Below are 24,211 nucleotides of genomic sequence, written 5' to 3'. Positions count from 1 at the left end.
CCGGACCGTTTCCTAGTAGCGGGGACAGGATTTGAACCTGCGGCCTCTGGGTTATGAGCCCAGCGAGCTACCGAGCTGCTCCACCCCGCGTCGGTACGTACAACCTTACACAACGTGTGTGCGTACTACCGAATCCGCTGGTAGAAGGGGGTGTTCAGCCGAACTTGATGCCCTGGGCGAGGGGGAGTTCGGTGGAGTAGTTGATCGTGTTGGTGGCCCGGCGCATGTAGGCCTTCCAGGAGTCCGAGCCGGATTCGCGTCCGCCGCCGGTCTGCTTCTCACCGCCGAAGGCGCCGCCGATCTCGGCGCCGGAGGTGCCGATGTTGACGTTGGCGATCCCGCAGTCGGATCCGTCGGCGGCGAGGAAGCGTTCCGCCTCGCGCTGGTCGGTGGTGAAGACCGCGGACGAAAGACCCTGCGGCACATCGTTGTGCAGCGTGATCGCGCGGTCGAAGTCGTCGTAGGCGAGCACGTACAGGATCGGCGCGAAGGTCTCCTCGCGAACCACCGCGGTCTGGGCCGGCATGCGGACGATGGCGGGCCGCACGTAGTAGGCGTCGTCGCCGAACCCCTCGACTCGCTCACCGCCGCAGACCAATTCGCCGCCGTCGGTGACCGCCTTCGCCAGCGCGGCGCGCATGCCGGTATAGGCCTTTCCGTCGATCAGCGGACCGACCAGCACCCCGTCATCGAGCGGATTGCCGACGCGCAGCTGCCGATACGCCCGCTCGAGCCGGTCCACCAGCGGGTCGACCACATCGCGGTGCGCGATCAGCCGCCGCAGCGTGGTGCAGCGCTGCCCGGCCGTGCCCGCCGCCGCGAACACGATGGCGCGCGCCGCGAGCTCGAGATCGGCGGACGGGGTGACGATCGCACCGTTGTTGCCGCCCAGCTCCAGCAGACACCGCCCGAGCCGCTCGGCGACCCGCGGCGCGACGAGTCGCCCCATCCGTACCGAGCCGGTCGCGCTCACCAGCGCCACCCGTTCGTCCTCGACGAGACGCGACCCGACGTCGCTGCCGCCCTGGATCAATTGATGTACTTCGGGATCCGCGCCGGCCTCGCTCGCCGCACGCCGCAGCAACGCGTGGCAGGCCACCGCGGTCAGCGGCGTCGTCTCCGAGGGCTTCCAGACCACGGTGTCGCCACAGATCAGCGCGATCGCCGTATTCCATGCCCACACGGCGACCGGGAAGTTGAACGCCGAGATCACCCCGACCACGCCGAGCGGATGCCAGGTCTCCATCAGGCGGTGCCCCGGTCGTTCGGAGGGCATGGTCTGTCCGTACAGCTGCCGGGAGAGGCCGATGGCGAACTCGCAGATATCGATCATCTCCTGCACCTCGCCCGCGGCCTCGGCGGGGATCTTGCCCGCCTCCAGGGTCACCAGCTCGGCCAGGTCGCTCTTGTGCGCGGTGAGCAGTTGCGCCAGCCGGCGCACGACCGCGGCCCGGACCGGGGCCGGAACGCTCCGCCACGCGTGGAAGGCGGTCGCTGCCCGGCCGATCGCGGCATCGACATCGTCGAGCGAGCTCGGCCGCAGGGTCAGCAGCTGCCCTCCCGTGATCGGAGTGCGCGCGGGGAGCGCGCCGGGCTCCGGGAGCTGCGCCCCGAGTCCGCGCAGCACCGCGGTCGCGCGATCGGCGAGTTCCTGCGTAGTGGTCTTGGCGCCGAGTACTTCAGTCATCTGTTGTTCCGCCGTACCTTTCGGCCGCATCGCGGCATCATTGGCCCGCAGAGTGGGGTGTCGTCCCACATAGCGGGAGGATGGAGGTCAGGTTCCGGACACGAGGTGGGCTGCCTGGGTTAGCCTTCGCTGATGGCGGATACACCGGCAAGACCCGTACTCGACGACATCGATCGCCTGCTGATTCGTGAACTGATGGCCGATGGACGGGCCACCCTGTCGAATCTGGCCGAGAAGGCGAGTCTGTCGGTGTCCGCCGTGCAATCGCGGGTCCGTCGATTAGAGGCACGCGGCGTGATCCGCGGGTACACCGCGCACGTCGATCCGGAAGCGCTCGGCCAGCTGCTGTCGGCATTCGTCGCGATCACTCCTCTCGACCCGTCGCAACCCGATGACGCGCCCGCGGTGCTCCAGCACATCCCCGGCATCGAGGCCTGCCACTCGGTGGCCGGTGACGAGAGCTACATCCTGCTGGTCCGCGTGGCATCCCCGCGGCACCTCGAGCAGTTGCTCCAGGAGATCAGAGCGACCGCCAACGTACGCACCCGGAGCACCATCATCCTTCAGACATTCTATGACAGATAGCGATTGCTAGGAATTAATCCGTTTTGGTGTAGAGGTTACGTAAATTTTTACGTACCCTCAGGGCGTGACCATCGAACTGGAACGCACCCGCCCGGCGGTCACCCCCGCCGCCCGGGTCCGCGAGATCTTGTCGGCGAGCATCCTGGCCGACGGCTTCGACCTGGTACTCGATCTCGAGCAGTCCCGCGGCTGCCGGCTCGTCGACGAACGTGACGGCACCGCCTACCTCGACATGTTCGGCTTCTTCGCCTCCAACGCACTGGGCATGAACCATCCGGCCCTCGCGGCGGACGAACAGTTCCGTGCGGAACTGCTCACCGCGGCGCTGAACAAGCCGAGCAACTCCGACATCTACACCGTGGAGATGGCCCGCTTCGTCGAGACCTTCGTGCGGGTGCTCGGCGATCCGCGGCTGCCGCACCTGTTCTTCATCGACGGCGGCGGTCTCGCGGTGGAGAACGCGCTCAAGATCGCGTTCGACTGGAAGAGCAGGCACAACCAATCCCACGGCCGCACACCGGAACTCGGCACCAAGGTGCTGCATTTGACCGGCGCGTTCCACGGCCGCACCGGTTACACCATGTCGCTCACCAACACGGATCCGGTGAAGACGGCGCGGTTCCCGAAGTTCGACTGGCCCCGCATCAAGGCGCCTTACCTGACCGACGCCTTCGACATCGAGGAGGCGGAGGCATGCGCGCTGGCCCAGGCGCGCCGGGCCTTCGCGGAAAATCCGGACGACATAGCGTGTTTCATCGCCGAGCCGATCCAAGGTGAAGGCGGCGACCGGCATCTGCGCCCGCAATTCCTGCAAGCCGTGCAGCAGCTGTGTCACGAGAACGACGCGCTGTTCGTCCTCGACGAGGTGCAGACCGGCGTCGGTATGACCGGAACCGCTTGGGCGTACCAGCAACTCGGGCTCGCGCCGGACGTCGTGGCCTTCGGCAAGCGGACCCAAGTCTGCGGCGTCATGGCGGGCGGGCGCGTGGACGAGGTGCCCGACAACGTGTTCGCGGTGAGCTCCCGGCTCAACTCCACTTGGGGCGGCAACCTCGCCGACATGGTGCGCACCCGGCGCATCCTGGAGGTGATCGAGCGCGACGAGCTCATCGAGCGGTCCCGCCCGCTGGGCGCGCACCTGCTCGACCGGCTGGCGGGTGTGGCCGCGCGGCACGCCGACGCCAGCGAGGCGCGCGGGCGCGGACTGATGTGCGCGATCACGCTGTCCTCGGCTCGGCTGCGCGACGAGGTGCTCAGAGCGCTACAGGACCGCGAGCGCGTGCTGATTCTGGGCACCGGTGAGCGGGGCATCCGCTTCCGTCCCCCGCTGACCGTCACGAACGCCGAGCTGGACGAGGCCGTCGAGGCTCTGGACCGGGTGCTGACCAGCCTCGAATAGCGCGCGAAGCGGATGATCCGGGCATTCTGGTGTCCCCGGCGCGGGGTGCGCCGGAATCCCGGATCCACCTCCTAGGCTTCGCAAGCATGTCCTCTCGTCTTCACCACTCTCCGAGCAGGTGCGGCGCGTGAACCGACAGCGCATGTGCCGACACTGCGCACCCCACCTCATGGCTTTCCTGACCGTGCTGTCCGCCGTGGCAGGCTGCGCCTCCAGCGACGCCGGCACGCGAGGCCCCGAGGCGGGGCAGGCGGCCGCGACCACGGTGGCCGCACCCACCAGCGGCGCGTTCCCGCCGCACATGACCGATCTGCTCCCCGGGATGCCGCCGCCGCTCTCGCCCACCGACGTGTACGCGGCCAATCGCGAACTGAGTCCGAGCGTGGCCGGCCATCGCCCGCTGGTCTACGTGCCCAACAGCCAGTCGAACACGGTCTCGGTGATCGATCCGGACACCTTCCAGGTGACCGACACCTTCGCCGCGGGCGGTAAGGAGCCGCAGCACGTCGTGCCGTCCTACGACATGCAAACGCTCTACGTCACCAACGACTTGCCGCTGGGCCAGGGCAGCCTGTTGCCGATCGATCCGCGCACGGGAAAGCCGGGGGAACCTTTTCCCGTGCGCGACCCGTACAACATGTACTACACGCCCGACGGCCGGTACGCCCTGGTCGTCGCTGAGGCGGACAAGTCGCTGGACTTCTACGACCCGCAGACCTGGGAGAAGGTCCACGCCCTTCCGGTGCCCGACTGCGCAGGCGTCGATCACATGGACTTCACCGCCGACGGCCGGTTCGGGCTGGCGTCCTGTGAATTCATCGGCCGGATGCTGGCTTTCGACGTCGCCGAGCGCAAGGTCGTCAAGGTGGTCGATCTGCCCGGCGGCCGCTCCGGCAAGCCGCAGGATGTGAAGCTGTCGCCGGACGGGCACACCTTCTTCGTCGCGGACATGACCGCCGACGGCATCTACACCTTCGACGCGCACACGTTCGAGAACACCGGTTTCGTGCCGACCGGCAAGGGCACGCACGGGCTATACGTCACCCGCGACTCCCGCCAGATGCTCATCACCAACCGGCACGAAGGCAGTATCTCGGTATGGGATTTCGCGGCGAATGCCCTGGTGCACAAGTGGTTCGTGCCGGGAGGCGGCAGCCCTGACATGGGCAACATCTCCGCGGACGGGCGCGTCTTCTGGGCATCCGGCCGCCACCACGGCGAGGTGTACGCCATCGACATCGTCAACTGGAATCTCTTGGCCCGCATACCCGTCGGCAAGGGACCGCACGGGCTCACCATCTGGCCCCAACCCGGACGCTATTCCACGGGGCACACCGGCGTCATGCGTTGATCCGCCGAGCGCCATCAGCGGCGCGCACGAGGAGCAGCGCATACGGCGGACTCAGCGCGGGACCGCTGCCCTCCTGGGCCGGCGGGAGGCCCAGCGTCGGAGGGCCACGACCGAGGCCGCAACCGATACCAAGCGGGTCAGGAAGCGACCGGCCGCAGGCCCAAACCGCCCTCGACGAAGCGGCGGACGGACGTCAGCCCGGCGTCCAGGGCCGGCTGGTAGCCCGGTCGCGCCCACCCGGTGATGGTCGCGGTGCCATCGCCCGCGGGCGTCACCCCGATCTCGGCTACCAGCTCGGCGGTGGTCGGTTCACACACCGCCCAGGAGAAGTAGGTTGCCTCGGCCCAGCCAGCACTGCGCCGGGCGACGTAGTTCGGGTCGGTGATCCCACCCGCCGCCAGCGCCGGGCGGTCATCGATGCGGTCGTCCGCGCGCAGGGCACGCAGATACCAAACACCCGCGTTGATCTCGATCGGTTCCATCAGCGCTCACCCGCTTCGCCGCGCCGGGCGGTGCCGACGATCGTATCCGCGACCAGTCTGTCGAATTCCGCGGCGCACAGCCGCCCCACTGCGACATGATCGGCCTTACGCGGTGCCGTTCGCGCGCGTTCCGTGGTGCCGACATGGTTTTCGGGTAGCTCCTTCATGGGCAGAAGGCTAGCGGGAGGTTCTATAGACATGGGCGAGCTGTGGTTCGGCCACTACCGTCTCGACCGGTTGATAGGCAGCGGCGGCACGGGGGAGGTGTGGCTCGCCTACAACACCACTGCCGGCCGTGCCGTCGCATTGAAGGTGCTGGCCGCCGTGCACGCGGCCAGTACTCCCTTTCGGCGGCGATTCACGAGAGAGGCCCGGCTGGCCGCACAGGTGCGGGGGCCGCATCTGGTGCCGATCCATTCCTTCGGCGAACTCGACGGTCGTCTCTATATCGAGATGGAGTTCATCGACGGCCTCGACGTCGCGGCGCTGTTGCGGCGCCACGGATGTTTCGAGCCTGAGCAGGCGGTCGAGATCGTCGCGCAGACGGCCACCGCGCTCGATGCCGCGCATCGCGCCGGTCTGGTGCACCGCGACGTCAAGCCTTCCAACATCATGGTGCAGCCGGACGGCATGGTGTACCTGATCGACTTCGGCACCGCGCACCGCGGTGATCAGCCCGCGATCACCGTCACCGGGAATGTGGTGGGCACGCTGGCCTACATGGCGCCGGAGCGGTTCGACGGCGCGGCAGGTTCCCGTGCGGACCAGTACTCGCTGGCCTGTGTGCTGTACGAGTGTCTCACCGGCCGAAGGCCGTTCGGCAACGGTGACGCGCCGCGACTGGTGCGCGCACACCTGCTGGACACGCCGCCGCTCGCGTCAGCACTCGATCCGGGCATACCCGCGGCGCTGGACACGGTGATCGTGCGCGGTATGGCGAAGGACCCGGACCGGCGGTGGTCCAGCGCGGGGGAACTGGCGTCCGCGGCGTATGCGGCCGTGATGGGCCGGGACGCGACGACGGTCGAGCTGATGCCGGCGGTATCGACCGTTGTGCGGCCGCCGCGCCGGAGGACGTGGGCCGCCGGATCGCGCATGCCGTATGCGCGGACGTCGCTCGGGCCGCGCCTGGCGCTGGCGGCCTTCGCGGTTCTCGTCGCGGCGGTCGCCGGAGCGCTGTGGTTCGGGCGGCCCGAGCCTGCCGACTCCGGCCCGGCGGCCGCGCCGGTTTCCTCCTCGAAGCAGGAGCGCACGTCGCACTCGGAACCACCGGCGCTCGTCCCGGCCGCGCCGGCACCTATCTCGGCGCCGACTCATGTCGTGCCCGCGCCCGGGCTGCCGTGCGATCCCGCTGTCGACGTGCACGGTGTCGTGGTCGACGGCATCAGGTTGACCTGCACCCCGCTGGCGGCGGGCAGAGCCGATTGGATTCCGTCGTGGTCGAATTCGAGTGGTCCGGGGCCGGAGAAGATCGATAACGGTCCGAACGACTCGGGCGGGGACAGCCGGGGCAAGAGCAAGCCGGACCATTCGAAACAGGGCAACGGCAAAGACAAGCCGAGACCCCACCGGTAAGCGGCCCGTTCCGCCGGACTGTCGTCCAGCACACAGTGGTGCGTCACGCGGGGTGCGGTTACGCTCCGAAGAGGGCACGTCCTCGGTATTCACGCGGTGAGCTGGTGATTTTCGTTGTCGGCGCCACGGCGAGGGGCGGGCCGCAGACGTCGACGGTGACTGGAGGTTCGCGATGGGGGAGGTGCGATTCGGGGGTTACCGGCTGGAGCGGTTGCTCGGCAAGGGCGGCATGGGGCAGGTGTGGCTGGCATACGACATGGCGGCGGCGCGACGGGTGGCGTTGAAACTCTTGCCCGCCGAACTCGCGGCCACCGGGGGTTATCGCAAACGATTCGAGCGCGAGGCCGAGGCGGTGGCACAGCTGCGCGACCCGCATGTCCCGCGGATCCACCGGTTCGGCGAGATCGACGGTCGGCTCTACATCGACATGCAATTCGTCGAGGGCACCGACTTGGCGCGCAAACTCGTGGCCGCGGGGCGGATGAGGCCGGACGTGGCGGTCGGCATCGTCGGTCACGTCGCCGTCGCGCTCGACGCGGCGCACCGGGTGGGACTGGTCCACCGCGACGTCAAACCGTCGAACATCGTCGTCCATCCCAGCGGCTTCACCTATCTGATCGACTTCGGCATCGCGCACGGGCTCGGCCAGACGGCCGTGACCACCACCGGCATGGCGATCGGCACGCTGGCGTATATGGCGCCGGAACGATTCACCGGTGAGGTGGACGGTCGCGCGGACGTCTACTCGCTGGCCTGCGTGCTCTACGAATGCCTCACCGGTTCGCGCCTCTACGGCGACACCGATCCGGCGCAGCAGATGCACGCCCACCTGATGACGGCGCCACCACGGGCCGCCTCGGTGTGCGCCGATGTTCCCGCCGCGCTGGATGCCGTCATCGCCCGCGGTCTGGCCAAGGATCCGAACGAACGTTTCGCCACCGCGGGCGAATTCGCCGCCGCCGCGCGCGCCGCGATCGGCGCTGCCGTTCCGGACGCCGTATCGCCATCGGCCCCGTCCGGCGAAGGTCGTCCGAAGGCACTGACCGATGAACCGGCGGTGCTCGTGCCGAGTCCGGCCGAGCCCAAGACGAAGTCCGGTGACCCCGCCGCGGAGTCTGCACAGGACGGGCGCTCGCAGGAACGCGCAGCCGCCGCGCGGTCCGTTCCCGATGCCGGCGACGGCTTGCCGAGGGCTTCCCAGCTTGCCGCGGATTCGGCGGCGGCTGCGCGCCCCGCTCCGACAAAGGTCCTGCCGGATCCGGGGCTCCCCCCGACCTTGGTAGCCACGAAACTCGACTGGTCTGTCCACCGACCCCATCCGGCTCCGCAGCAGCATGTCCCCGATCCGGGGCGTGCTGTGCAGGCCTATTCCGGCACTCGGCTGCCCTCGTCGGGGAACGGTTATCCCGTTGCCGGACAGCCATACACCGCTGCTCGACCGTGGAATCGGAGTCGGTCCCACCCCGCCGCGCCGGTGGGGCATCCGGGCAACGGTTGGCAGGCGCGGTTGCTCGCACTTCAGTCGCGTGTGTTGTCGCCCCGGCCGGTTGCGCCACCGCCCTATTCGCGGCCGGGCGTGCCCGCGCGCAAAGTCTTTCCTGCGGTCGGACGCCCCGCCTATCCTGCGGTTCCGCAGCGACGACCGATCGCCCCGGTGCTCCGGCGACGGCCGCGACGGCGCCGGAGCTTGGTGTCGAAGGTGATCGGCGCGCTGATCGTGGTTTTCCTCGCGCCCTTCGCGTTCGCGGCGGGGTGCGTCGCGCTCATCGCGGCGGGCAGCAGGGCGGGTGACTCCGGCACGCCCGCCGCCACGTTGCCGCCTTCCGTGCTTGCCGAAGAGCACCCGGGACCATCCGAGGACCAGCGGTTGCCCGACCCTGCCGCCGTGGCGCCGGTCGGCACCGCCGTCCGCGACGGCAAGTTCGAATTCGTCGTGACGAACGTCGACGCCGGGGGCTCGCGTATCGGACTGCAAACGGCCGCGGGTTCGTTTCTGACCGTCACGCTGGCCATCCGCAATATCTCCGACGAAGTGAAGTGGTTCTTACCGCTGGGGCAGCGCCTCGTCGATGCTCAGGGCACGCCTTTCGATCACAACGCCACCGCCACCATGTGGCAGAACACGCGGCAGGGCCTCGGCTACTCCTTCGAGTTGCGCCCCGGCCAATCCGCCACCACCCAACTGGTGTTCGACCTTCCATCGAACGCCAGCCCCGACCACATCGAACTCCACGACTTCGTGCTGTCCGGCGGCACTCGCGTCAAGGTTTCTTGACATCGTCGCTCGGCTGCTTGCGGAGCTCGACCAAGCGAAACGCGCTGTGTGTCAAGCCTCGCTGCGTGGCGTGCAGAGGCGCCGACGGGATGGCGGCCGCGCACAGCGCGGGCGTTGTGCGAGCAAGCGCAACACCGGACGATCACTATACGGCGTGGATGGTGGTCGAGAGGGCGCCGAGAACGGCATGGCGGCCGATCTGGAGTGCGGCGGACAGCAGTGCCGTGTCGCGGGCGGCGCTGTCGACATCGGGGGAGCCTGGCGGAGGGTGGATTTGCAGGACGGAATCGCCGAGGTCGGCCAGCGCTTGGTCCTCGATATCCTGCTGACGCGGGCGTTCGAGCCAGGCACGGTAGGCGCCGGGAGCCACCGCGCGCAGATAGCCGCCGCCCACGATCTGGTGCAGACGTGAGGCGGGCGGGCGTCGCTCATCGATGCGCCGCGTGCGCAGGACCAGGGCATGGGTCGCGCCTGCTTCGACGGCGGTGCGGATCGGCACCGTCTCGGCGAGACCGCCGTCGAAGTAGGCGGAGTCGCCCAAGCTGACCGGTGGCCCCGCCAAGATAGGCAGGCCCGCCGACGCCCGCAGCGCGCGCATTAGCGTCCGCTTGTCGGTGATATGCGGATGCAGGTCGACCGCCTGACCGGTACGGGTATCGGTGGCGATCGGATGGAACGTCGTGGAGTTCGCCAGAATCGCGTCGAAACCCATCGGCTCGATGCCGTCGTACACCTGGTACACGAGGTACCGCAGATCGAATGCGGGCCGCCCGCGCAGGAGGCGGGCCGGGTCGATGGCGCGGCGCATGATCACCGGATCGGTCCAGGTCCGCATACCTGGAATCGCGCGCCCACCCAGCAGCCACGCGCCGTTGATCGCGCCCGCCGACGTGCCATACACCGCGTCGAATACCCCCGCGAGCCCGAGTTCGTCCAGCGCGGACACCATGCCGCTCGAGTACACGCCTCGACTGCCGCCGCCCTCGATGACGAGCACGAGCCGATGCCCGTCGTCACGGCTGGACGCGGCACGGCGCGCGCGGATCAGCTCCGCGACAGGGGAGACGCTTGACGGGCTGGTCACCGCATCACGATACGACACCGCGGCACGAATGCCAGGCCCGAAGAAAGGAAGCTTGCGTGAACACAGAGGGGGCCAGTTCGCGCGCCTACGGTGGGCGCCGGTCGAACATCGCTGTGATGGGTATCTGGGATCGGCGGAGGCAGATCGTGTGGCCGTGCGGACAGCATGAGCGCTGTCAACAGAGCGGAGCGGGCGCGGACGTCGTTGTCCTGCGCCCGCTCCGAAACGGTCTTCGCCAGGGGTCTACTTGATCTCCGCGAGTACCGTGCCCTGCGTGATCGCCGCGCCCGCCTCCACGGACAGGCCGGTGACCACGCCCGCCTTGTGGGCGTTGACCGGGTTTTCCATCTTCATGGCCTCGAGCACCACGATCAGATCGCCGGCCTCGACCGACTGGCCCTCCTCGACGGCGACCTTGACGACGGTGCCCTGCATCGGAGCGGTGACCGCGTCACCCGAGGCCGCACCGCCGCCGGCGCCGCCGCGCTTGCGGGGCTTGGGCTTCTTGCGGACGACACCCGCGCCGTTGCCCGCGGCCCCGCCTGCTCCGGCGCCGACGGTGAAGTTACCGGGCAGCGACACCTCGACGCGGCGGCCGCCGACCTCGACGACGACTTTGCGCCGCGGCAGTTCCTCGTCCTCGTCGGCCGCGGCGCCCGCGCCCGCGAACGGCTCGATGGTGTTGACCCACTCGGTTTCGATCCACTTGGTGTAGACGTCGAACTTCTCGCCGTCACCCACGAATGCCGGGTCCTCGACGATCGCCCGGTGGAACGGGATGACGGTGGCCAGGCCCTCGACCTCGAATTCGGCCAGCGCCCGCCGCGCGCGCTGCAGTGCCTGAGTGCGGTTCTCGCCGGTGACGATCAGCTTGGCCAGCATCGAGTCGAACTGTCCGCCGATCACGCTGCCCTGCACCACACCGGAGTCCACGCGCACACCGGGGCCCGCGGGCTCCCGGTAGACGGTGACCGGGCCGGGGGCGGGCAGGAAGCCGCGCCCGGCGTCCTCGCCGTTGATGCGGAACTCGAAGGAGTGGCCGCGGGGAGTCGGGTCTTCGGTGATCTCCAGCTTCTCGCCGTTGGCGATCCGGAACTGCTGGCGCACCAGGTCGATGCCCGAGGTCTCCTCGGTGACCGGGTGCTCGACCTGCAGACGGGTGTTCACCTCGAGGAAGGAGACCGTGTCGCCCTGCACCAGGTACTCCACGGTGCCCGCGCCGTAGTAGTGGGCTTCCTTGCAGATGGCTTTGGCGGAGGCGTGGATCTTCGCGCGCACCTCGTCGGTCAGGAACGGCGCCGGGGCCTCCTCGACGAGCTTCTGGAAGCGCCGCTGCAGCGAGCAGTCACGGGTGCCCGCGACCACGACGTTGCCGTGCTTGTCGGCGAGCACCTGTGCCTCGACGTGGCGGGCCTTGTCCAGGTACTGCTCGACGAAGCATTCGCCACGGCCGAACGCGGCGGTCGCCTCGCGAACCGCGGAATCGAACAGCTCGGGGATCTCCTCGATGGAGTGCGCGACCTTCATACCCCGGCCACCGCCGCCGAACGCCGCCTTGATGGCCACCGGAACGCCGTACTTCTGCGCGAACTCGACGACCTCGTTCGCGTCCTTCACCGGGTCCTTGGTGCCCGCCGCCATCGGCGCGTTCGCGCGCTCGGCGATGTGCCGCGCGGTGACCTTGTCGCCCAGGTCCCGGATCGACTGCGGGGACGGGCCGATCCAGATCAGCCCGGCGTCGATGACCGCCTGGGCGAAGTCGGCGTTTTCGGACAGGAAGCCGTAGCCGGGGTGGATGGCGTCGGCGCCGGACTTGGCCGCGGCCTCGAGAATCTTGTCGAACACCAGGTACGACTCGGCCGAGGTCTGGCCGCCCAGGGCGAACGCCTCGTCGGCGAGCTGCACGAACGGTGCGTCGGCGTCCGGCTCGGCGTACACCGCGACGCTGCCGATACCGGCGTCCTTGGCCGCCCGGATCACGCGCACGGCGATCTCGCCTCGGTTAGCTACGAGTACCTTCGTGATCCGCGCGCTGGCATGGCTGGGCACTGAGCCTCCTGTGTGCATTCTTCTGGTCGCTTCTCCGGGCATGGGGTCGCTGCGCAGGCTCCGCTCCCGTAATCGACAAACTTACGTCTCGGCGAGTGTAGGCAGTCTGCCAACAGACGCCGAACTCGGCTAGCCCTACTCAACAGTAGGTCGTGGCTCACAACGTACGCGGCCTGTGCTGGGGATCCCACACAGCCCTATTTGCCGCGGGCGCGTCGCGCACCCCCGCCCGAGGGAACCGCACCGGGTTCACCCCCCTTGGCGATCGGCATCCGCACCGAGTTGCCCCACTCGGTCCAGGAGCCGTCGTAGTTCCGCACGCGGTCGTAGCCGAGCAGATAGGTCAGCGCGAACCAGGTGTGGCTGGATCGGACGCCGACCCGACTGTAGACGATCAGGTCCTCCTGGCTGGGTAGCGTGCCGTAAACCTCGTCGAGTTCGGCTCGGGAGCGAAACCGTCCGTCGGAGGCGAGCGCCTCGGTCCACGGGATGTTCGACGCGGTCGGAATGTGGCCGCCGCGCAGCGCCGCGTCTTCCGGAGTGTCCGGCTTCTGGGCGAGCGCGCCGGAATACTCGTCGGGCGCGCGCACGTCCACCAGCGGCTTGCCGAGGTGGGCGAGCACGTCCTCACGGAAGGCGCGGGCGGTGCCGTCGTCGCGGCGCACGGTCGGGTAGTCGCTGGGCCCCGGGTCGGCTGGCTCGAAGGTCGTGTCGCGTTCCTCGGAGATCCACGCCGCCCGGCCGCCGTCGAGCAACCGCACGTCCTCGTGTCCGAACAGGGTGAATACCCACGCCGCGTGCGCCGCCTGCGCATTGCCCCGGTCCCCGTAGAAGACCACGGTGTCGTCACGATCTATGCCTTTGGCGCGCATCAGTTCGGTGAAGCGCGTTCCGTCGATATAGTCGCGCGTGACCGGATCGTTCAGATCGCTTCGCCAATCCAGTTTGGTGGCGCCCGGAACGTGCCCGATGTCGTAGAGCAGCGTGTCCTCGTTGGCCTCGATGATCTTGAGTCCCTTCGCGCCTATGTTTGCCGACAGCCACTCGGTGGTTACTAGTCGGTGGGAGTGTGCGTAGGAACCGAGTGAGGGATGAGGATCCGGGACAACGGGCACGATATGGGTCCTTCACGCGTGGGTAGGCGGTGGTGACAGCGATTGGGAAGTCTCACAGCGATGGTAAGTGTGAGGCGACAGTGACTCTCGTTTCAGATCACAAATCGGATGAGGGGCGAATAAATGGCACCTAGATCCGATAAAGTCTCCCGGGAGGAGGGGTGAGCTATGTCCGATTCTTGGCCGCGGCGGCGACTGCTCGCGATCCTACGTGGCGCAAGCGAGCCTCTCGACGCTCAGGAACTGGCCAGGATCACCGGGCAGCACGTCACCACGGTCCGGTTCCATCTGGACGTGCTCACCAGGGAATCCCTTGTCCGGCAATTCCAGCAGCCGCCGCGCGGTCGCGGGCGTCCGCGGATCGGCTACAGCGCGGTGCAGCGATCGGTCGGCTATCAGGACTTGGCGCAGGTGCTCGCCGACCAGTTAGGGCCCGATCCGCGGCGCAGATCGGAGGCCGCCGTCGCGGCGGGCCGGACCTGGGGGACCAAGCTCGACATCGGTGAGCACCGGGTCGAATCGCTGGAGGACGCCAGGGACATCACGATGACGTTGATGTCGGAACTCGGCTTCGCGCCCGAACGCGACCCTTCCTCCGAGACCGGGGACAAGGCGCTGATCCGGTTGACGGCGTGTCCGCTGCGCGAGCTCGCGCGAACGCACTCCGAGGTGGTGTGCAGCGTGCACCTGGGTCTGATCGAAGAGGTACTGGAGCGGGGTGGCGCGCGCGGCGAGATCGACGTCCGGATGCATCCGTTCGTGGAGCCGGAGTTGTGCGTGGCGCGGCTGGAACTGATCACCGCGTCGCGCGAGAAAGCCCAGGAGACAGCCGCGGTGCCGCCCGGCGGCGACGCCGAGGCGTTCCCCGCGCCGTCAGGCCGTGTGGCCCCACAACTGCGTAACGCTGATCCCAACGTCGCCAAGCAATCGGCGCAGCAGTGGTAGCCCGATGCCGATGACGCTGGACGGGTCGCCGTCGATGCGATCGACGAACCAGCCGCCGAGTCCGTCCAGCGTGAACGCGCCCGCCACCTGCAGCGGCTCGCCGGTGGCGATGTAGGCGTCCAGCTCGTCCGGTTCCGGCTTGGCGAAGTGCACGGTGGTGCTGCTGCAGTCGACCGCTTCGGCGGTGACCTGACCGTTCCGCAGCCGCACGACGCAATGGCCGGTCACGAGATCCGCGCTGCGCCCGGCCATGTCGCCCCAGCGGGCGCGCGCGACCTCGGGGGTGTGCGGCTTGCCCTGGAGCTCGCCGTCGACGAGCAGCATCGAATCACAAGCCACCACAACGCAGTCCGCGGCGAATTCGGGAATGTCCGCGGCTACGGCGGCCGCTTTGGCCCGTGCGAGTTCCACCACGACCACTCGGGGCGGGGTGCCCTCGGGGAGGGCGGCGGCCACCGCGTCCTCGTCCACAGCGGAGACTCGGACGATCGGGTCGATGCCCGCCGAGCGGAGAACCTCCCGGCGGGCAGGCGACGCGGAAGCGAGAATCAGACGGGTCACCCGCGCAGGTGGGACAGCTGCGGGAAGGCGTACGGGGAGAACGGAGAACTGCCGCGATGCATCATCGTCGGGCGGCCCCACATGTCCGGAGGACCGGACGGGCCCTCCGGCTCGGCGTCGCTCGCGAGGGCGGACAGCACACACACCAGCGCGGCGAGTTCCTCATCGGTGGGCGAGCCCTTCACGACACGGAAGAGCGGTTCCGTGGTGGCTTCGGCGGGTAGGGCGGCCGCGTCCGGGTCGGTGGCCGTACCGACCTGGTCCGTGAGCGGGTCGACTGCGAGATCCAGCTCGACGGCGCTCAACACATCTTCTTCTGCCACGGTCGTCACAGTGCCAGGTCCTCTCTTCGCCTCGATCGGGATGATCACCTGATCAGGCTGTTCCCATTTTCCGGCTGTTTACGGATGAAACAATCATCCTCGGAATCACTCATTGCGTCTTTGCAACCAGCGTGCGCGGCCCAATGAGGGTATCGCTCGCTCACAGCGGAATGTTGCCGTGTTTCTTCGGCGGAAGGGTCACCATCTTGCGTTCGAGCAGTCGCAGCGCGGACACGATCTGGCCCCGGGTGTGCGATGGCGGGATGACCGCGTCGACGTATCCCCGCTCGGCGGCGACGTACGGGTTCACGAGAGTGTCCTCGTACTCGTTCTGCAGCTCGAGCCGCAGCGCATCGACGTCGCCGCCTTCCTTGGCGGCTTGCTGCAGCTGCTTGCGATAGACGAATCCGACGGCGCCGGAAGCGCCCATGACGGCGATCTGCGCGGTCGGCCAGGCGAGGTTGACGTCGGCGCCCATGTGCTTGGAGCCCATGACGTCGTAGGCGCCGCCGTAGGCCTTGCGCGTGATGATCGTGATCTTGCCCACAGTGGCCTCACCGTAGGCGTAGAGCAGCTTCGCGCCGCGCCGGATGATGCCGTTGTACTCCTGGCCCGTGCCGGGCAGGAAGCCGGGGACATCGACCAGGGTGATGATCGGGATGTTGAACGCGTCGCAGGTGCGCACGAACCGGGCGGCCTTCTCCGAGGCGTCGATGTCCAGGCAGCCCGCGAACTGGGTGGGCTGGTTGGCCACGATGCCGACGCTGCGGCCGTCGATCCGGCCGAAGCCGACGATGATGTTCATCGCGCGCTCGGCCTGCACCTCGAGGAACTCGTCGTCGTCGAGCAGGCGACGGATCACCTCGTGCATGTCGTAGGGCTGGTTCGGCGAGTCCGGGATGATCGTGTCGAGCTCGAGGTCTTCCTCGGTGAGCGAGTCCTCGATCGCGCCATCGATGGGGTCGGTGGCCGGGAACCGCGGCGCTTCGGCGCGGTTGTTGCTCGGCAGGTAGGACAGCAGGTCCTTGACGTAGTCCAGGGCGTCCTGCTCGCCCGAGGCGACATAGTGCGCCACGCCGGACTTCACCATGTGCGTGTGCGCGCCGCCCAGGTCCTCCATGGTGACGTCCTCGCCGGTGACCGTCTTGATGACGTCCGGGCCGGTGACGAACATCTGGCTGGTGCCGTCGACCATCACCACGAAGTCGGTCAGCGCCGGGGAGTACACGTGACCGCCCGCGGCCGGGCCCATGATCAACGAGATCTGCGGGATCACGCCGGAGGCCTGGATGTTGCGGTGGAAGATCTCGCCGTAGAGGCCCAGGGAGACCACGCCCTCCTGGATGCGCGCGCCCGCGCCCTCGTTGATGCCGATCAGCGGCCGGCCGGTCTTGAGGGCCAGATCCATCACCTTGACGATCTTCTCGCCGTAGACCTCGCCGAGGCTGCCGCCGAACACCGTGACGTCCTGGCTGAAGATGCACACGTCACGGCCGTCGATGGTGCCGTAGCCGGTCACCACGCCGTCGCCGAGCGGGCGGTTGTTCTCCAGGCCGAAGTTGACGCTGCGGTGGCGGGCCAGCGCGTCGAGTTCGACGAAGGAGCCCTCGTCCAGCAGGGCAAGGATGCGCTCGCGGGCGGTCATCTTGCCCTTCGCGTGCACCTTGTCGACGGCGGCCTCACCCATCGGGTGCTTGGCCTCTTCCAGCCGATTCCGCAGATCAGCCAGCTTCCCGGCGGTGGTGTGGATATCGGGGGAGCCCGCCGGGCCGGAGGCGGGCTGCTGCTGGACACTCGTCATGGCTCCGGAGTGTAACCAGTGCCAGTGCTTCTCCGTAACCGAGTCCGCGCTACCGACGAGTAAAAACCGCAGCTAGATCATATTTCCGCGGAAAACTTCCCGGTCGGTCGCCGGGGCGGAAGACGGAAAATGAGTATCGCCCAGCGGTCGTGCCCGGATAGCCTGGGGCCAGCTGGTTTTCGAGCTCAGGGGAGGAGCGCGTCATGTGGGAATGGAGCAAATCGGTCGCCGAATACGCCGCCGCCGCGGCGTGGACGTCCACGCAGAGCGGGGAGACCGAGCCGAAGTACGGGGAGCCCGAGTACTGGGCCGAGAAAACCGCCGAGGGGCAGTCCACGGAAGGCGATGGGGTAGGTATCGCAGCGCGCGACCCGATGCTCTGCGAGTACGACCTGGCCGGGTAGCGCTCGCGCTACGGGTAGCCTGCCGGTATGCAGAGGCCACCGTTGGATGCGGAGCAATTGCGGCGCGGCGTCGGCGAGTCGCCCGAGCTGTCGTTCTTCTCGCAGATCGATGTGGTCGAGTCGACCGGGTCCACGAACACGGACCTGATCGCGCGCGCGGCCGAGCCGGGCATCGACCACGCGGTGCTCCTGGCGGAGGCGCAGGAGCACGGGCGCGGCAGGCACGCGCGGACCTGGGTCAGCCCGCCCCGGGCGCAGATCTCGATGTCGGTGCTGGTGCGACTGCGCGGAATCGACCCGGCCACGCTCGGCTGGCTATCTCTGCTGACCGGCGTGGCCGTGGTCGACGCGCTGCGGGCGACCGCGGGCGTGCCCGCCGAACTCAAGTGGCCCAACGACGTGCTGATCGATGGCCGCAAGGTCGCGGGCATCCTCGCCGAGGTCGCGGCGGGCGCGGGCGCGCCCGTGGTGGTGGTCGGCGTGGGACTCAACGTGAGCCTCACCGAAGCGGAACTGCCTGTGCCGCACGCCACGTCGCTGGTCCTGGCGGGGGCGGGCCAGACCGATCGCACCGTGCTCGTCCGCTCGCTGCTCACCGAGTTCGCCCGCCGTTTCGCCGCCTGGCGCGACGACGACTGGCAGATCGGCGAGCTGGCCGCCGCCTATCGCGAGCGGTGCGCCACACTCGGCACCCAGGTTCGCGCCGAATTGCCCGGCGGCCGGACGCTGACCGGCGTCGCCGAAGACGTCGACGATGCCGGGCGCCTGCTCATCGGCGGTGAAGCGGTGTCAGCGGCCGACGTGACGCACCTGCGCGTGGAGCGGTGACCGCCGCGGAGAATCCTCCACACGGAGGCTGACGATTGCGCAGTATGACGCGCTGCGGTGTGCGCCTTTCCGGCATCCGCACCCGGTAGTGTGCGTGGCATGGGTTATCCGGAGGATGTCCTGGCGCCCGACGAACAGTTGGTGCTCCATCGTCATCCGCATTGGAAAATGCTCTTCTGGCCGATCGTGACGCTGATCGTCGCCACAGCACTCGCCGGTTTCGCGGCGGGACTCATCTCGCGCCGAGCCGAGGGGACCGCGCGCTCCGCGTTGCTGATCGCGGTGCTCGTGGTGTACCTCGGGATTCTCCTATGGCGTTGCGTCGCACCGATAATCACTTGGAAGTCGACGCATTTCATCGTCACCGACCGCAGGGTGCTGGTGCGCCAGGGCGTGATCACCCACAGTGGCATCGACATCCCGATGAGCCGGATCTCCAGTGTCCAGTTCCGGCACGGGCTGTTCGACCGGTTGCTCGGGACCGGCACGCTGATCATCGAATCGTCCTCCTCCGAGCCGTTGGAGTACGACGACATCCCCTCCGTCCAGCAGGTGCATTCGCTGCTGTACCACCAGGTGTTCGAGGTGGAACGCCAGCACAACGGCCACGACGAGCGCTGGGACGACCGCCGCACCTACCGGTGAGCCCGTAACCTTGGCGCATGACCGCCGTACTGCTGGCCGAGGACGACGAGGCCATCGCCGCTCCGCTGTCGCGCGCGCTCGGCCGCGAGGGTTACTCGGTGACCGTCGAGAGTTTCGGTCCCGCCGTGTTGCGGCGTGCGCTGGAAGGCGGCCACGACCTGCTCATCCTCGACCTCGGCTTGCCCGGCATGGACGGACTGGAGGTGTGCCGCCAGGTGCGCGCCCGCGGCGCGGATCTGGCCGTGCTGATGCTCACCGCGCGCACCGACGAGGTGGACTTCGTGGTCGGGTTGGACGCGGGCGCCGACGACTACGTCGGCAAGCCGTTCCGGCTCGCCGAACTGCTCGCCCGGGTGCGAGCGTTGTTGCGGCGCAGCGGCATCGGCGACGACACGGTGGAGGTCGGCGGTATCCGCCTGGAGCCCGCGGCGCGGCGAGTGCTGGTCAACGGCGTCGAAATCGGTTTGGCCAACAAGGAATACGAGTTGCTCAAGGTGCTGATCGACCGCGCGGGTCAGGTCGTGCCGCGGGAGACCATCCTGCGCGAGGTGTGGGGTGACGCCGAGCTGCGCGGTTCAAAGACCCTGGACATGCACATGTCCTGGCTGCGCCGCAAGATCGGCGACGAGGGGCCGATGGCCGAACGGCGTATCGTCACCGTCCGCGGTGTCGGGTTCCGGCTGAACACCGACTGACATGCGCCGCCGGATTCTGCGTTCGATGCTCACCGTGCTGACGCTCACCACGGTGGTGCTCGGCGTGCCGCTGATCTACACGGCGTGGCTGTGGGTGGAGGACATCACCCGCAACGACCTGCAGAACCGGCTGGACCGGATCGCCGCGGAGATCATCGCGCAGGAGCACGGCGATGGGATGGTGCCCGGCGAGCTGGACACCAGGTCGGTGGCGCCGCTGGTGCCCGAGAACAGCCGGCTGACCATCGTCTATCCCTCTCCCCGGGACAACGCCTCCCGCCGCGATCTCGGGGTGGCCACCGTGCCCGACCCGCTGGTCGAGTCGCTGTCGATGGGCACGTCCGGGTCACTGCGCCTGGAGGTGCCCTCGGCGCCGATGCACGCCATGCAGCGCCAGGCGGTCGCGGTGGTGGCGCTCGCGGTGCTCGCCTCGCTGGGCGCGGCCGTCTCGGTGGCGGTGGTTACGGCTCGCCGGGTGGCCGATCCGCTGCGTGACGTCGCGGCGCGCGCCGCGCGGCTGGCTATGGGCGATTTCCGGCCCGATCCGCGCAGGCACGGCATCGCCGAACTGGATCGCGTCTCCGACGTGCTCGACTCCGCGACCGTGGAGATCGCCGGACGGCTGCAGCGCGAACACGCCCTGGTCGCCGACGTCTCGCATCAGTTGCGCAGCAGGCTGACCGCCGTGCGGCTGCGCCTCGACGAGCTGTCCGCGCACGCCGATCCGGAGGTGGTGCACGAGGCCGAGGAGGCGATGGCCCAGGTGGACCGGCTCACCGAGGCGATCGACGACCTGGTCCGCGCCTCCCGTGACGAGGACGCGAACGACCGCGACCCGGTGCCGGTGATGGACGAATTGCGCGGCGTGGTGGCCGAATGGACCCACCCGTTCACCGAGGCGGGTCGGACTCTGACGCTGACCGGCGACGAAGCGCTGCGCGCACCGATCACGGGTTCGCGGTTGCGCGAGGCGGTGGCGGTGCTGGTGGACAACGCGCTCATGCACGGCGGCGGGACCTGCACGGTGTCGGTGCGTTCGGTGCGGCCAGGGGCCGACCGTGAGCCGCTGGTGTGCGTCGAGGTCGCCGACGAGGGGCACGGCGTGCGCGACGAGCTGGCGCCGCACATCTTCGACCGGGGATTCTCCGCGGGCGGTTCGACAGGTGTGGGGCTGGCGCTGGCGCGGGCTCTGGTCGAGGCCGACGGCGGCCGGCTGGAATTGCAGCGGCGCAGGCCCGCGCTGTTCGCGGTGTTCCTCGGGTCGTCGAAGATCCGTCCACCAGTGGTGGCGCCGGAGCCGCGGTGACTCAGTTGCGGCCGAGTTCCTCTTCCACGAGATCGGCGAATTCCGCTTCGAGCTCGCTCATTTCGTCCGGGAAGACCCAGCGGCGCATCGCCCAGAACCGGAAGGCCATCTGTAGCAGGTTGCCGATGACGAACGCGCTGATGAAGTCGGCGATGTTCTCCACCGTGAAGCTCACGTTGGGTTGCCGCAGGTCGAAGATGTAGCTGGAGATCCACAACGGAGTGAAGGCCAGGACGACGCCGACGCCGCTGACGCCGAAGAACAGCAGCGCTTCGTGATGGCGCTCGCGTCCGCCCCGGTTCTTGAACGACCACTCCCGGTTGAGGATGTAGGAGGCGATCACGGCGATGACGCCGGAGATGATCTTGGCGGTCACCGGCTTCTCCGCCAGCACCGTCCACTTCAGCACATAGAAGATGCCGCTGTCGATGACGAACGTGGTCGCGCCGACGATCGCGAACTTGATCAGTTCCCGATGCCGGTACGCGATTTCTTGCAGCGGCTTGGGGAGGACGCTGACCACGTCGTCGACGAATGACACAAGACCGGAGTGTACCGGTCCCGATCATTTGCGCCGGACATGACAATATGGTCCGACGTGAGCGCTCGTTCCTTCGATCCATCGGCCATGCCCACCGTCACCATGATCGGTGGTGGCCAGCTCGCGCGCATGACCCACCAAGCGGCCATCGCGCTGGGCCAGCGGCTGCGCGTGCTCGCCGAGAACCCCGATGACCCGGCCGCGCAGGTGAGCCCGGATGTGGTGCTCGGCAGCCATACGGATCTGACCGCGCTGCGCAAGGCCGCGGTCGGCTCGCACGCGCTGACCTTCGACCATGAGCACGTGCCGACCGAACACCTGGAGGCGCTGGCCGCCGAGGGCGTCAACGTGCAGCCGCCGCCGCGTGCGCTGGTCTACGCGCAGGACAAGCTGGCCATGCGCACCAAGCTGAGCGAGCTGGGGCTGCCCGTGCCCGCCTTCACGCCGGTCACCTCGGTCGCCGACGCGGTGCGGTTCGGTCAGGAGCACGACTGGCGGATCGTGCTGAAGGCGGTGCGCGGCGGTTACGACGGGCGCGGTGTGTGGATGCCCGATTCCGCCGACGCCGCCGAGGCGATCGTCAGCGATCAGCTCGCACACGGCGTCCAGCTGCTCGCCGAGGCGAAGGTCGACCTGAAGCGGGAGCTGTCGGCGATGGTGGCGCGTTCGCCGTTCGGGCAGGCGGCGACCTGGCCGGTGGTGGAGACCGTGCAGCGCAACGGGCAGTGCGCGGTGGTGATCGCGCCCGCGCCCGGTCTGCCGGAGGACACGGCCGCCGCCGCGGAGACCATGGCGTTGCATCTCGCCAAGGAACTCGGTGTGGTCGGCGTGATGGCGGTGGAGCTGTTCGAGACGACTGACGGCGAACTGCTGGTGAACGAGCTGGCCATGCGGCCGCACAACTCCGGGCACTGGGGGATGGACGGCGCCCGCACCGGCCAGTTCGAGCAGCATCTGCGCGCCGTGCTCGACTACCCGCTCGGCGACACCGCTCCGCTCGCGCCGGTCACGGTGATGGCCAATATTCTCGGCGCGCCGCAGGCCCCGGCGATGTCGATGGACGAGCGGCTGCACCACCTGTTCGCCAGGATGCCCGAGGCGAAGGTGCACCTGTACGGCAAGGGCGAGCGCCCCGATCGCAAGATCGGGCACGTGAACGTTCTCGGCGACGATGTGGCCGAGGTTCGGGAGAAGGCGGAGCGGGCGGCGTATTGGATGTCGCACGCGATTTGGACCGATGGATGGGATCCGCATGAGTGAAGCAGAGGCCATGACCCCGTCGGTCGGCCTGATCATGGGCAGCGACTCCGACTGGCCGACCATGGAGGCTGCGGCGGAAGCATTGGCCGAGTTCGGCATCCGCTTCGAGGTGGGCGTCGTCTCGGCGCACCGCACCCCGCAGCGCATGCTCGACTACGCCCGCGAGGCGGCGGCCCGCGGGCTGAAAGTGATCATCGCGGGCGCGGGCGGCGCGGCCCACCTCCCCGGCATGGTCGCCTCGGCCACCCCCCTCCCGGTGATCGGCGTGCCGGTCCCACTCAAGTACCTCGACGGCATGGACTCGCTGCTCTCCATCGTCCAGATGCCCGCAGGCGTCCCCGTCGCCACCGTCTCCATCGGCGGCGCCCGCAACGCGGGCCTGCTCGCCGCCCGCATCCTCGCCGCCCACGACCCGGCCCTGCGCACCCGCATGGAACAGTTCCAGGCCGGCCTCGAACAGATGGTCCTGGACAAAGACGACGCCCTCCGCACCAAGCTCCTGGGCTGACCAGTTCCGAGCGCGGAATGCCGGAGATCCCTCTGCACGGGGGCTTCGTCAATGACGTGGTCCGTGTCGGTGACACCGTTCGCCGCCGCCCTCCTGAGCGGGCTGAGTTCATACACGAACTGCTCGCCCGGTTCGAGCAGTCCGGTTGGACCGGCGCGCCTCGTTTCCTGGGCATGGACGAGCAAGGGCGTGAGATTCTCACGTACTTAGACGGATATGTGGCATTCGACCAGGAACGATCCGTACCGGTCGCCTCCCGGGTTGCCTTGGCTCGGTTGGCGGAGCTGATCCGTGCGTTCCACGACGTGACCGCGGGAACCGACCTCGCGGCGGGCGCTGAAGTGGTTTGCCACAACGACATCTCCCCGAGGAACACCGTCTACCGAGACCTGGGTGACGGCATGCTGCCCGTGGCGTTCCTGGACTGGGATCTTGCCGCTCCCGGCCGCCGCATCCACGATCTGGCTCACGCGTGCTGGCAGTACCTCGACCTCGGCCCCGCCGTGACCGACATTCCCACCCCTGCCACACTGCTGCGATTGATGTGCGACGCCTACGGAACCAACGAACGCGACGAACTCCTCGACACGATCCTGTGGTGGCAGGACCGGTGCCGGCACGGAATAGAAACAGCCGCCGCAGGCGAACCCGCGATGATGCGGCTTCGCTCAGACGGCGTGCCCGCACGCATCCGCTTCGCCCACCGCTGGGTCACCGAGCACCGCGCCGAACTCGAAGCCGCGCTGTAGATGCGGGAGGCGTCAACACCGGGAACACTCACCGTGTGGAACC

24 protein-coding genes and 1 tRNA gene are annotated in these 24,211 nt (G+C 68.6%); 14 read left to right on the top strand and 11 right to left on the bottom strand.

The window, feature by feature from the left end:
- Positions 1-16 precede the first annotated feature (16 nt).
- Together IU459_RS14415 and amaB are read right to left on the bottom strand one after the other, a co-directional pair.
- A tRNA-Met gene (locus IU459_RS14415) sits at positions 17-90 on the bottom strand.
- Positions 91-154: 64 nt separating this feature from the next.
- Positions 155-1,687: an L-piperidine-6-carboxylate dehydrogenase gene (gene amaB, locus IU459_RS14410; RefSeq protein WP_195130021.1), complete on the bottom strand. Its 1,533-nt coding sequence runs from the start codon at positions 1,685-1,687 to the stop codon at positions 155-157.
- A 132-nt stretch (positions 1,688-1,819) separates the two neighbouring features.
- On the opposite strand from amaB, the gene IU459_RS14405 reads away from it, so the two are divergent.
- The 3 genes from IU459_RS14405 (at position 1,820) to IU459_RS14395 (ending at position 5,022) form a co-directional block, all read left to right on the top strand.
- A complete protein-coding gene (locus tag IU459_RS14405) occupies positions 1,820-2,272 on the top strand; it encodes an Lrp/AsnC family transcriptional regulator (protein WP_040774829.1) in 453 nt (150 codons plus the stop codon).
- A 64-nt stretch (positions 2,273-2,336) separates the two neighbouring features.
- Positions 2,337-3,671 (top strand): L-lysine 6-transaminase, encoded by a 1,335-nt coding sequence (gene lat / locus IU459_RS14400; RefSeq protein WP_195130020.1) that lies wholly within the window; start codon positions 2,337-2,339, stop codon positions 3,669-3,671.
- Positions 3,672-3,840: 169 nt separating this feature from the next.
- Complete coding sequence (locus IU459_RS14395; RefSeq protein ID WP_195130019.1) at positions 3,841-5,022, top strand: YVTN family beta-propeller repeat protein; 1,182 nt, start codon at positions 3,841-3,843, stop codon at positions 5,020-5,022.
- A 137-nt stretch (positions 5,023-5,159) separates the two neighbouring features.
- Here IU459_RS14395 and IU459_RS14390 read toward each other — a convergent pair whose 3' ends face one another.
- Positions 5,160-5,504, bottom strand: a complete 345-nt coding sequence (locus tag IU459_RS14390; protein WP_195130018.1) for a hypothetical protein — start codon at positions 5,502-5,504, stop codon at positions 5,160-5,162.
- Positions 5,504-5,671 (bottom strand): hypothetical protein, encoded by a 168-nt coding sequence (locus IU459_RS14385; protein ID WP_195130017.1) that lies wholly within the window; start codon positions 5,669-5,671, stop codon positions 5,504-5,506. Before IU459_RS14385 ends, IU459_RS14390 begins: the two co-directional genes overlap by 1 nt.
- 31 nt (positions 5,672-5,702) lie before the next feature.
- On the opposite strand from IU459_RS14385, the gene IU459_RS14380 reads away from it, so the two are divergent.
- Positions 5,703-7,079 (top strand): serine/threonine-protein kinase, encoded by a 1,377-nt coding sequence (locus tag IU459_RS14380; protein WP_195130016.1) that lies wholly within the window; start codon positions 5,703-5,705, stop codon positions 7,077-7,079.
- Between the two features lie 172 nt (positions 7,080-7,251).
- Positions 7,252-9,354 carry a serine/threonine-protein kinase gene (locus IU459_RS14375; RefSeq protein ID WP_195130015.1) on the top strand — a complete coding sequence of 701 codons (2,103 nt, stop codon included), beginning with the start codon at positions 7,252-7,254 and terminating at the stop codon, positions 9,352-9,354.
- A gap of 145 nt (positions 9,355-9,499) precedes the next feature.
- Here the strand turns inward: IU459_RS14375 and IU459_RS14370 are convergent, their stop codons facing one another.
- The 3 genes from IU459_RS14370 to IU459_RS14360 all read right to left on the bottom strand — a co-directional run bounded on the left by IU459_RS14370 (position 9,500) and on the right by IU459_RS14360 (position 13,602).
- Positions 9,500-10,438, bottom strand: coding sequence for a patatin-like phospholipase family protein (locus IU459_RS14370; protein WP_195130014.1), 939 nt, complete (start codon positions 10,436-10,438; stop codon positions 9,500-9,502).
- A gap of 243 nt (positions 10,439-10,681) precedes the next feature.
- Entirely contained in the window at positions 10,682-12,487 is a 1,806-nt protein-coding gene (locus tag IU459_RS14365) for an acetyl/propionyl/methylcrotonyl-CoA carboxylase subunit alpha (RefSeq protein ID WP_195130013.1), read from the bottom strand.
- Between the two features lie 197 nt (positions 12,488-12,684).
- Positions 12,685-13,602 (bottom strand): sulfurtransferase, encoded by a 918-nt coding sequence (locus tag IU459_RS14360; RefSeq protein WP_195130012.1) that lies wholly within the window; start codon positions 13,600-13,602, stop codon positions 12,685-12,687.
- Between the two features lie 168 nt (positions 13,603-13,770).
- Here IU459_RS14360 and IU459_RS14355 point away from each other — a divergent pair, with 168 nt between their 5' ends.
- Entirely contained in the window at positions 13,771-14,547 is a 777-nt protein-coding gene (locus IU459_RS14355; protein ID WP_195130011.1) for a helix-turn-helix transcriptional regulator, read from the top strand.
- Here IU459_RS14355 and IU459_RS14350 read toward each other — a convergent pair.
- The 3 genes from IU459_RS14350 to IU459_RS14340 form a co-directional block, all read right to left on the bottom strand.
- Positions 14,476-15,108 (bottom strand): nucleoside triphosphate pyrophosphatase, encoded by a 633-nt coding sequence (locus IU459_RS14350; protein ID WP_195130010.1) that lies wholly within the window; start codon positions 15,106-15,108, stop codon positions 14,476-14,478. The two genes, IU459_RS14355 and IU459_RS14350, sit on opposite strands and share 72 nt — an antisense overlap.
- Positions 15,105-15,431, bottom strand: coding sequence for an acyl-CoA carboxylase subunit epsilon (locus IU459_RS14345; RefSeq protein WP_440446491.1), 327 nt, complete (start codon positions 15,429-15,431; stop codon positions 15,105-15,107). The genes IU459_RS14350 and IU459_RS14345 overlap by 4 nt, the downstream gene beginning before the upstream one ends.
- Before the next feature lie 160 nt (positions 15,432-15,591).
- Positions 15,592-17,232, bottom strand: a complete 1,641-nt coding sequence (locus IU459_RS14340) for an acyl-CoA carboxylase subunit beta (protein WP_195130008.1) — start codon at positions 17,230-17,232, stop codon at positions 15,592-15,594.
- A 203-nt stretch (positions 17,233-17,435) separates the two neighbouring features.
- On the opposite strand from IU459_RS14340, the gene IU459_RS14335 reads away from it, so the two are divergent.
- The 5 genes from IU459_RS14335 (at position 17,436) to IU459_RS14315 (ending at position 21,110) form a co-directional block, all read left to right on the top strand.
- Positions 17,436-17,636, top strand: coding sequence for a hypothetical protein (locus IU459_RS14335; RefSeq protein ID WP_195130007.1), 201 nt, complete (start codon positions 17,436-17,438; stop codon positions 17,634-17,636).
- A 27-nt stretch (positions 17,637-17,663) separates the two neighbouring features.
- Positions 17,664-18,464, top strand: coding sequence for a biotin--[acetyl-CoA-carboxylase] ligase (locus IU459_RS14330; protein ID WP_195130006.1), 801 nt, complete (start codon positions 17,664-17,666; stop codon positions 18,462-18,464).
- Between the two features lie 99 nt (positions 18,465-18,563).
- Complete coding sequence (locus IU459_RS14325) at positions 18,564-19,109, top strand: PH domain-containing protein (protein WP_195130005.1); 546 nt, start codon at positions 18,564-18,566, stop codon at positions 19,107-19,109.
- Positions 19,110-19,126: 17 nt separating this feature from the next.
- The gene (locus IU459_RS14320; RefSeq protein WP_195130004.1) at positions 19,127-19,804 is read left to right on the top strand and encodes a response regulator transcription factor; all 678 of its coding nucleotides are present in this window, start codon (positions 19,127-19,129) and stop codon (positions 19,802-19,804) included.
- Position 19,805: 1 nt separating this feature from the next.
- On the top strand, positions 19,806-21,110 hold the full coding sequence (locus tag IU459_RS14315) for a sensor histidine kinase (protein ID WP_195130003.1): 1,305 nt from the start codon (positions 19,806-19,808) through the stop codon (positions 21,108-21,110).
- 1 nt (position 21,111) lies between these two features.
- Here the strand turns inward: IU459_RS14315 and IU459_RS14310 are convergent, their stop codons facing one another.
- Positions 21,112-21,651, bottom strand: a complete 540-nt coding sequence (locus IU459_RS14310) for a GtrA family protein (RefSeq protein WP_195130002.1) — start codon at positions 21,649-21,651, stop codon at positions 21,112-21,114.
- A 39-nt stretch (positions 21,652-21,690) separates the two neighbouring features.
- On the opposite strand from IU459_RS14310, the gene IU459_RS14305 reads away from it, so the two are divergent.
- Genes IU459_RS14305 through IU459_RS14295 form a run of 3 tightly spaced genes read left to right on the top strand, consistent with a single transcriptional unit; the run spans position 21,691 to position 24,168 of the window.
- Positions 21,691-22,911 carry a 5-(carboxyamino)imidazole ribonucleotide synthase gene (locus IU459_RS14305; protein WP_267469808.1) on the top strand — a complete coding sequence of 407 codons (1,221 nt, stop codon included), beginning with the start codon at positions 21,691-21,693 and terminating at the stop codon, positions 22,909-22,911.
- Positions 22,904-23,419: a 5-(carboxyamino)imidazole ribonucleotide mutase gene (gene purE, locus IU459_RS14300; RefSeq protein ID WP_195130001.1), complete on the top strand. Its 516-nt coding sequence runs from the start codon at positions 22,904-22,906 to the stop codon at positions 23,417-23,419. The genes IU459_RS14305 and purE overlap by 8 nt, the downstream gene beginning before the upstream one ends.
- Before the next feature lie 17 nt (positions 23,420-23,436).
- Positions 23,437-24,168: a phosphotransferase gene (locus IU459_RS14295; protein WP_195130000.1), complete on the top strand. Its 732-nt coding sequence runs from the start codon at positions 23,437-23,439 to the stop codon at positions 24,166-24,168.
- Positions 24,169-24,211 lie beyond the last annotated feature (43 nt).

Source organism: Nocardia amamiensis (assembly GCF_015477605.1).
Lineage (GTDB): Bacteria > Actinomycetota > Actinomycetes > Mycobacteriales > Mycobacteriaceae > Nocardia > Nocardia amamiensis_A.
The sequence above is the reverse complement of the archived record's forward strand: the minus strand, read 5'-3'. Positions and strand labels throughout refer to the sequence as shown.

Bases quoted from the DNA above. Each gene is read 5' to 3' on its own strand.
- amaB (WP_195130021.1), bottom strand. From the start codon at position 1,687: ATGACTGAAGTACTCGGCGCCAAGACCACTACGCAGGAACTCGCCGAT.
- IU459_RS14405 (WP_040774829.1), top strand. From the start codon at position 1,820: ATGGCGGATACACCGGCAAGACCCGTACTCGACGACATCGATCGCCTG.
- IU459_RS14395 (WP_195130019.1), top strand. From the start codon at position 3,841: ATGGCTTTCCTGACCGTGCTGTCCGCCGTGGCAGGCTGCGCCTCCAGC.
- IU459_RS14390 (WP_195130018.1), bottom strand. From the start codon at position 5,504: ATGGAACCGATCGAGATCAACGCGGGTGTTTGGTATCTGCGTGCCCTG.
- IU459_RS14385 (WP_195130017.1), bottom strand. From the start codon at position 5,671: ATGAAGGAGCTACCCGAAAACCATGTCGGCACCACGGAACGCGCGCGA.
- IU459_RS14380 (WP_195130016.1), top strand. From the start codon at position 5,703: ATGGGCGAGCTGTGGTTCGGCCACTACCGTCTCGACCGGTTGATAGGC.
- IU459_RS14375 (WP_195130015.1), top strand. From the start codon at position 7,252: ATGGGGGAGGTGCGATTCGGGGGTTACCGGCTGGAGCGGTTGCTCGGC.
- IU459_RS14355 (WP_195130011.1), top strand. From the start codon at position 13,771: ATGTCCGATTCTTGGCCGCGGCGGCGACTGCTCGCGATCCTACGTGGC.
- IU459_RS14340 (WP_195130008.1), bottom strand. From the start codon at position 17,232: ATGACGAGTGTCCAGCAGCAGCCCGCCTCCGGCCCGGCGGGCTCCCCC.
- IU459_RS14335 (WP_195130007.1), top strand. From the start codon at position 17,436: ATGTGGGAATGGAGCAAATCGGTCGCCGAATACGCCGCCGCCGCGGCG.
- IU459_RS14330 (WP_195130006.1), top strand. From the start codon at position 17,664: ATGCAGAGGCCACCGTTGGATGCGGAGCAATTGCGGCGCGGCGTCGGC.
- IU459_RS14325 (WP_195130005.1), top strand. From the start codon at position 18,564: ATGGGTTATCCGGAGGATGTCCTGGCGCCCGACGAACAGTTGGTGCTC.
- IU459_RS14320 (WP_195130004.1), top strand. From the start codon at position 19,127: ATGACCGCCGTACTGCTGGCCGAGGACGACGAGGCCATCGCCGCTCCG.
- IU459_RS14315 (WP_195130003.1), top strand. From the start codon at position 19,806: ATGCGCCGCCGGATTCTGCGTTCGATGCTCACCGTGCTGACGCTCACC.
- IU459_RS14305 (WP_267469808.1), top strand. From the start codon at position 21,691: ATGACAATATGGTCCGACGTGAGCGCTCGTTCCTTCGATCCATCGGCC.
- purE (WP_195130001.1), top strand. From the start codon at position 22,904: ATGAGTGAAGCAGAGGCCATGACCCCGTCGGTCGGCCTGATCATGGGC.
- IU459_RS14295 (WP_195130000.1), top strand. From the start codon at position 23,437: ATGCCGGAGATCCCTCTGCACGGGGGCTTCGTCAATGACGTGGTCCGT.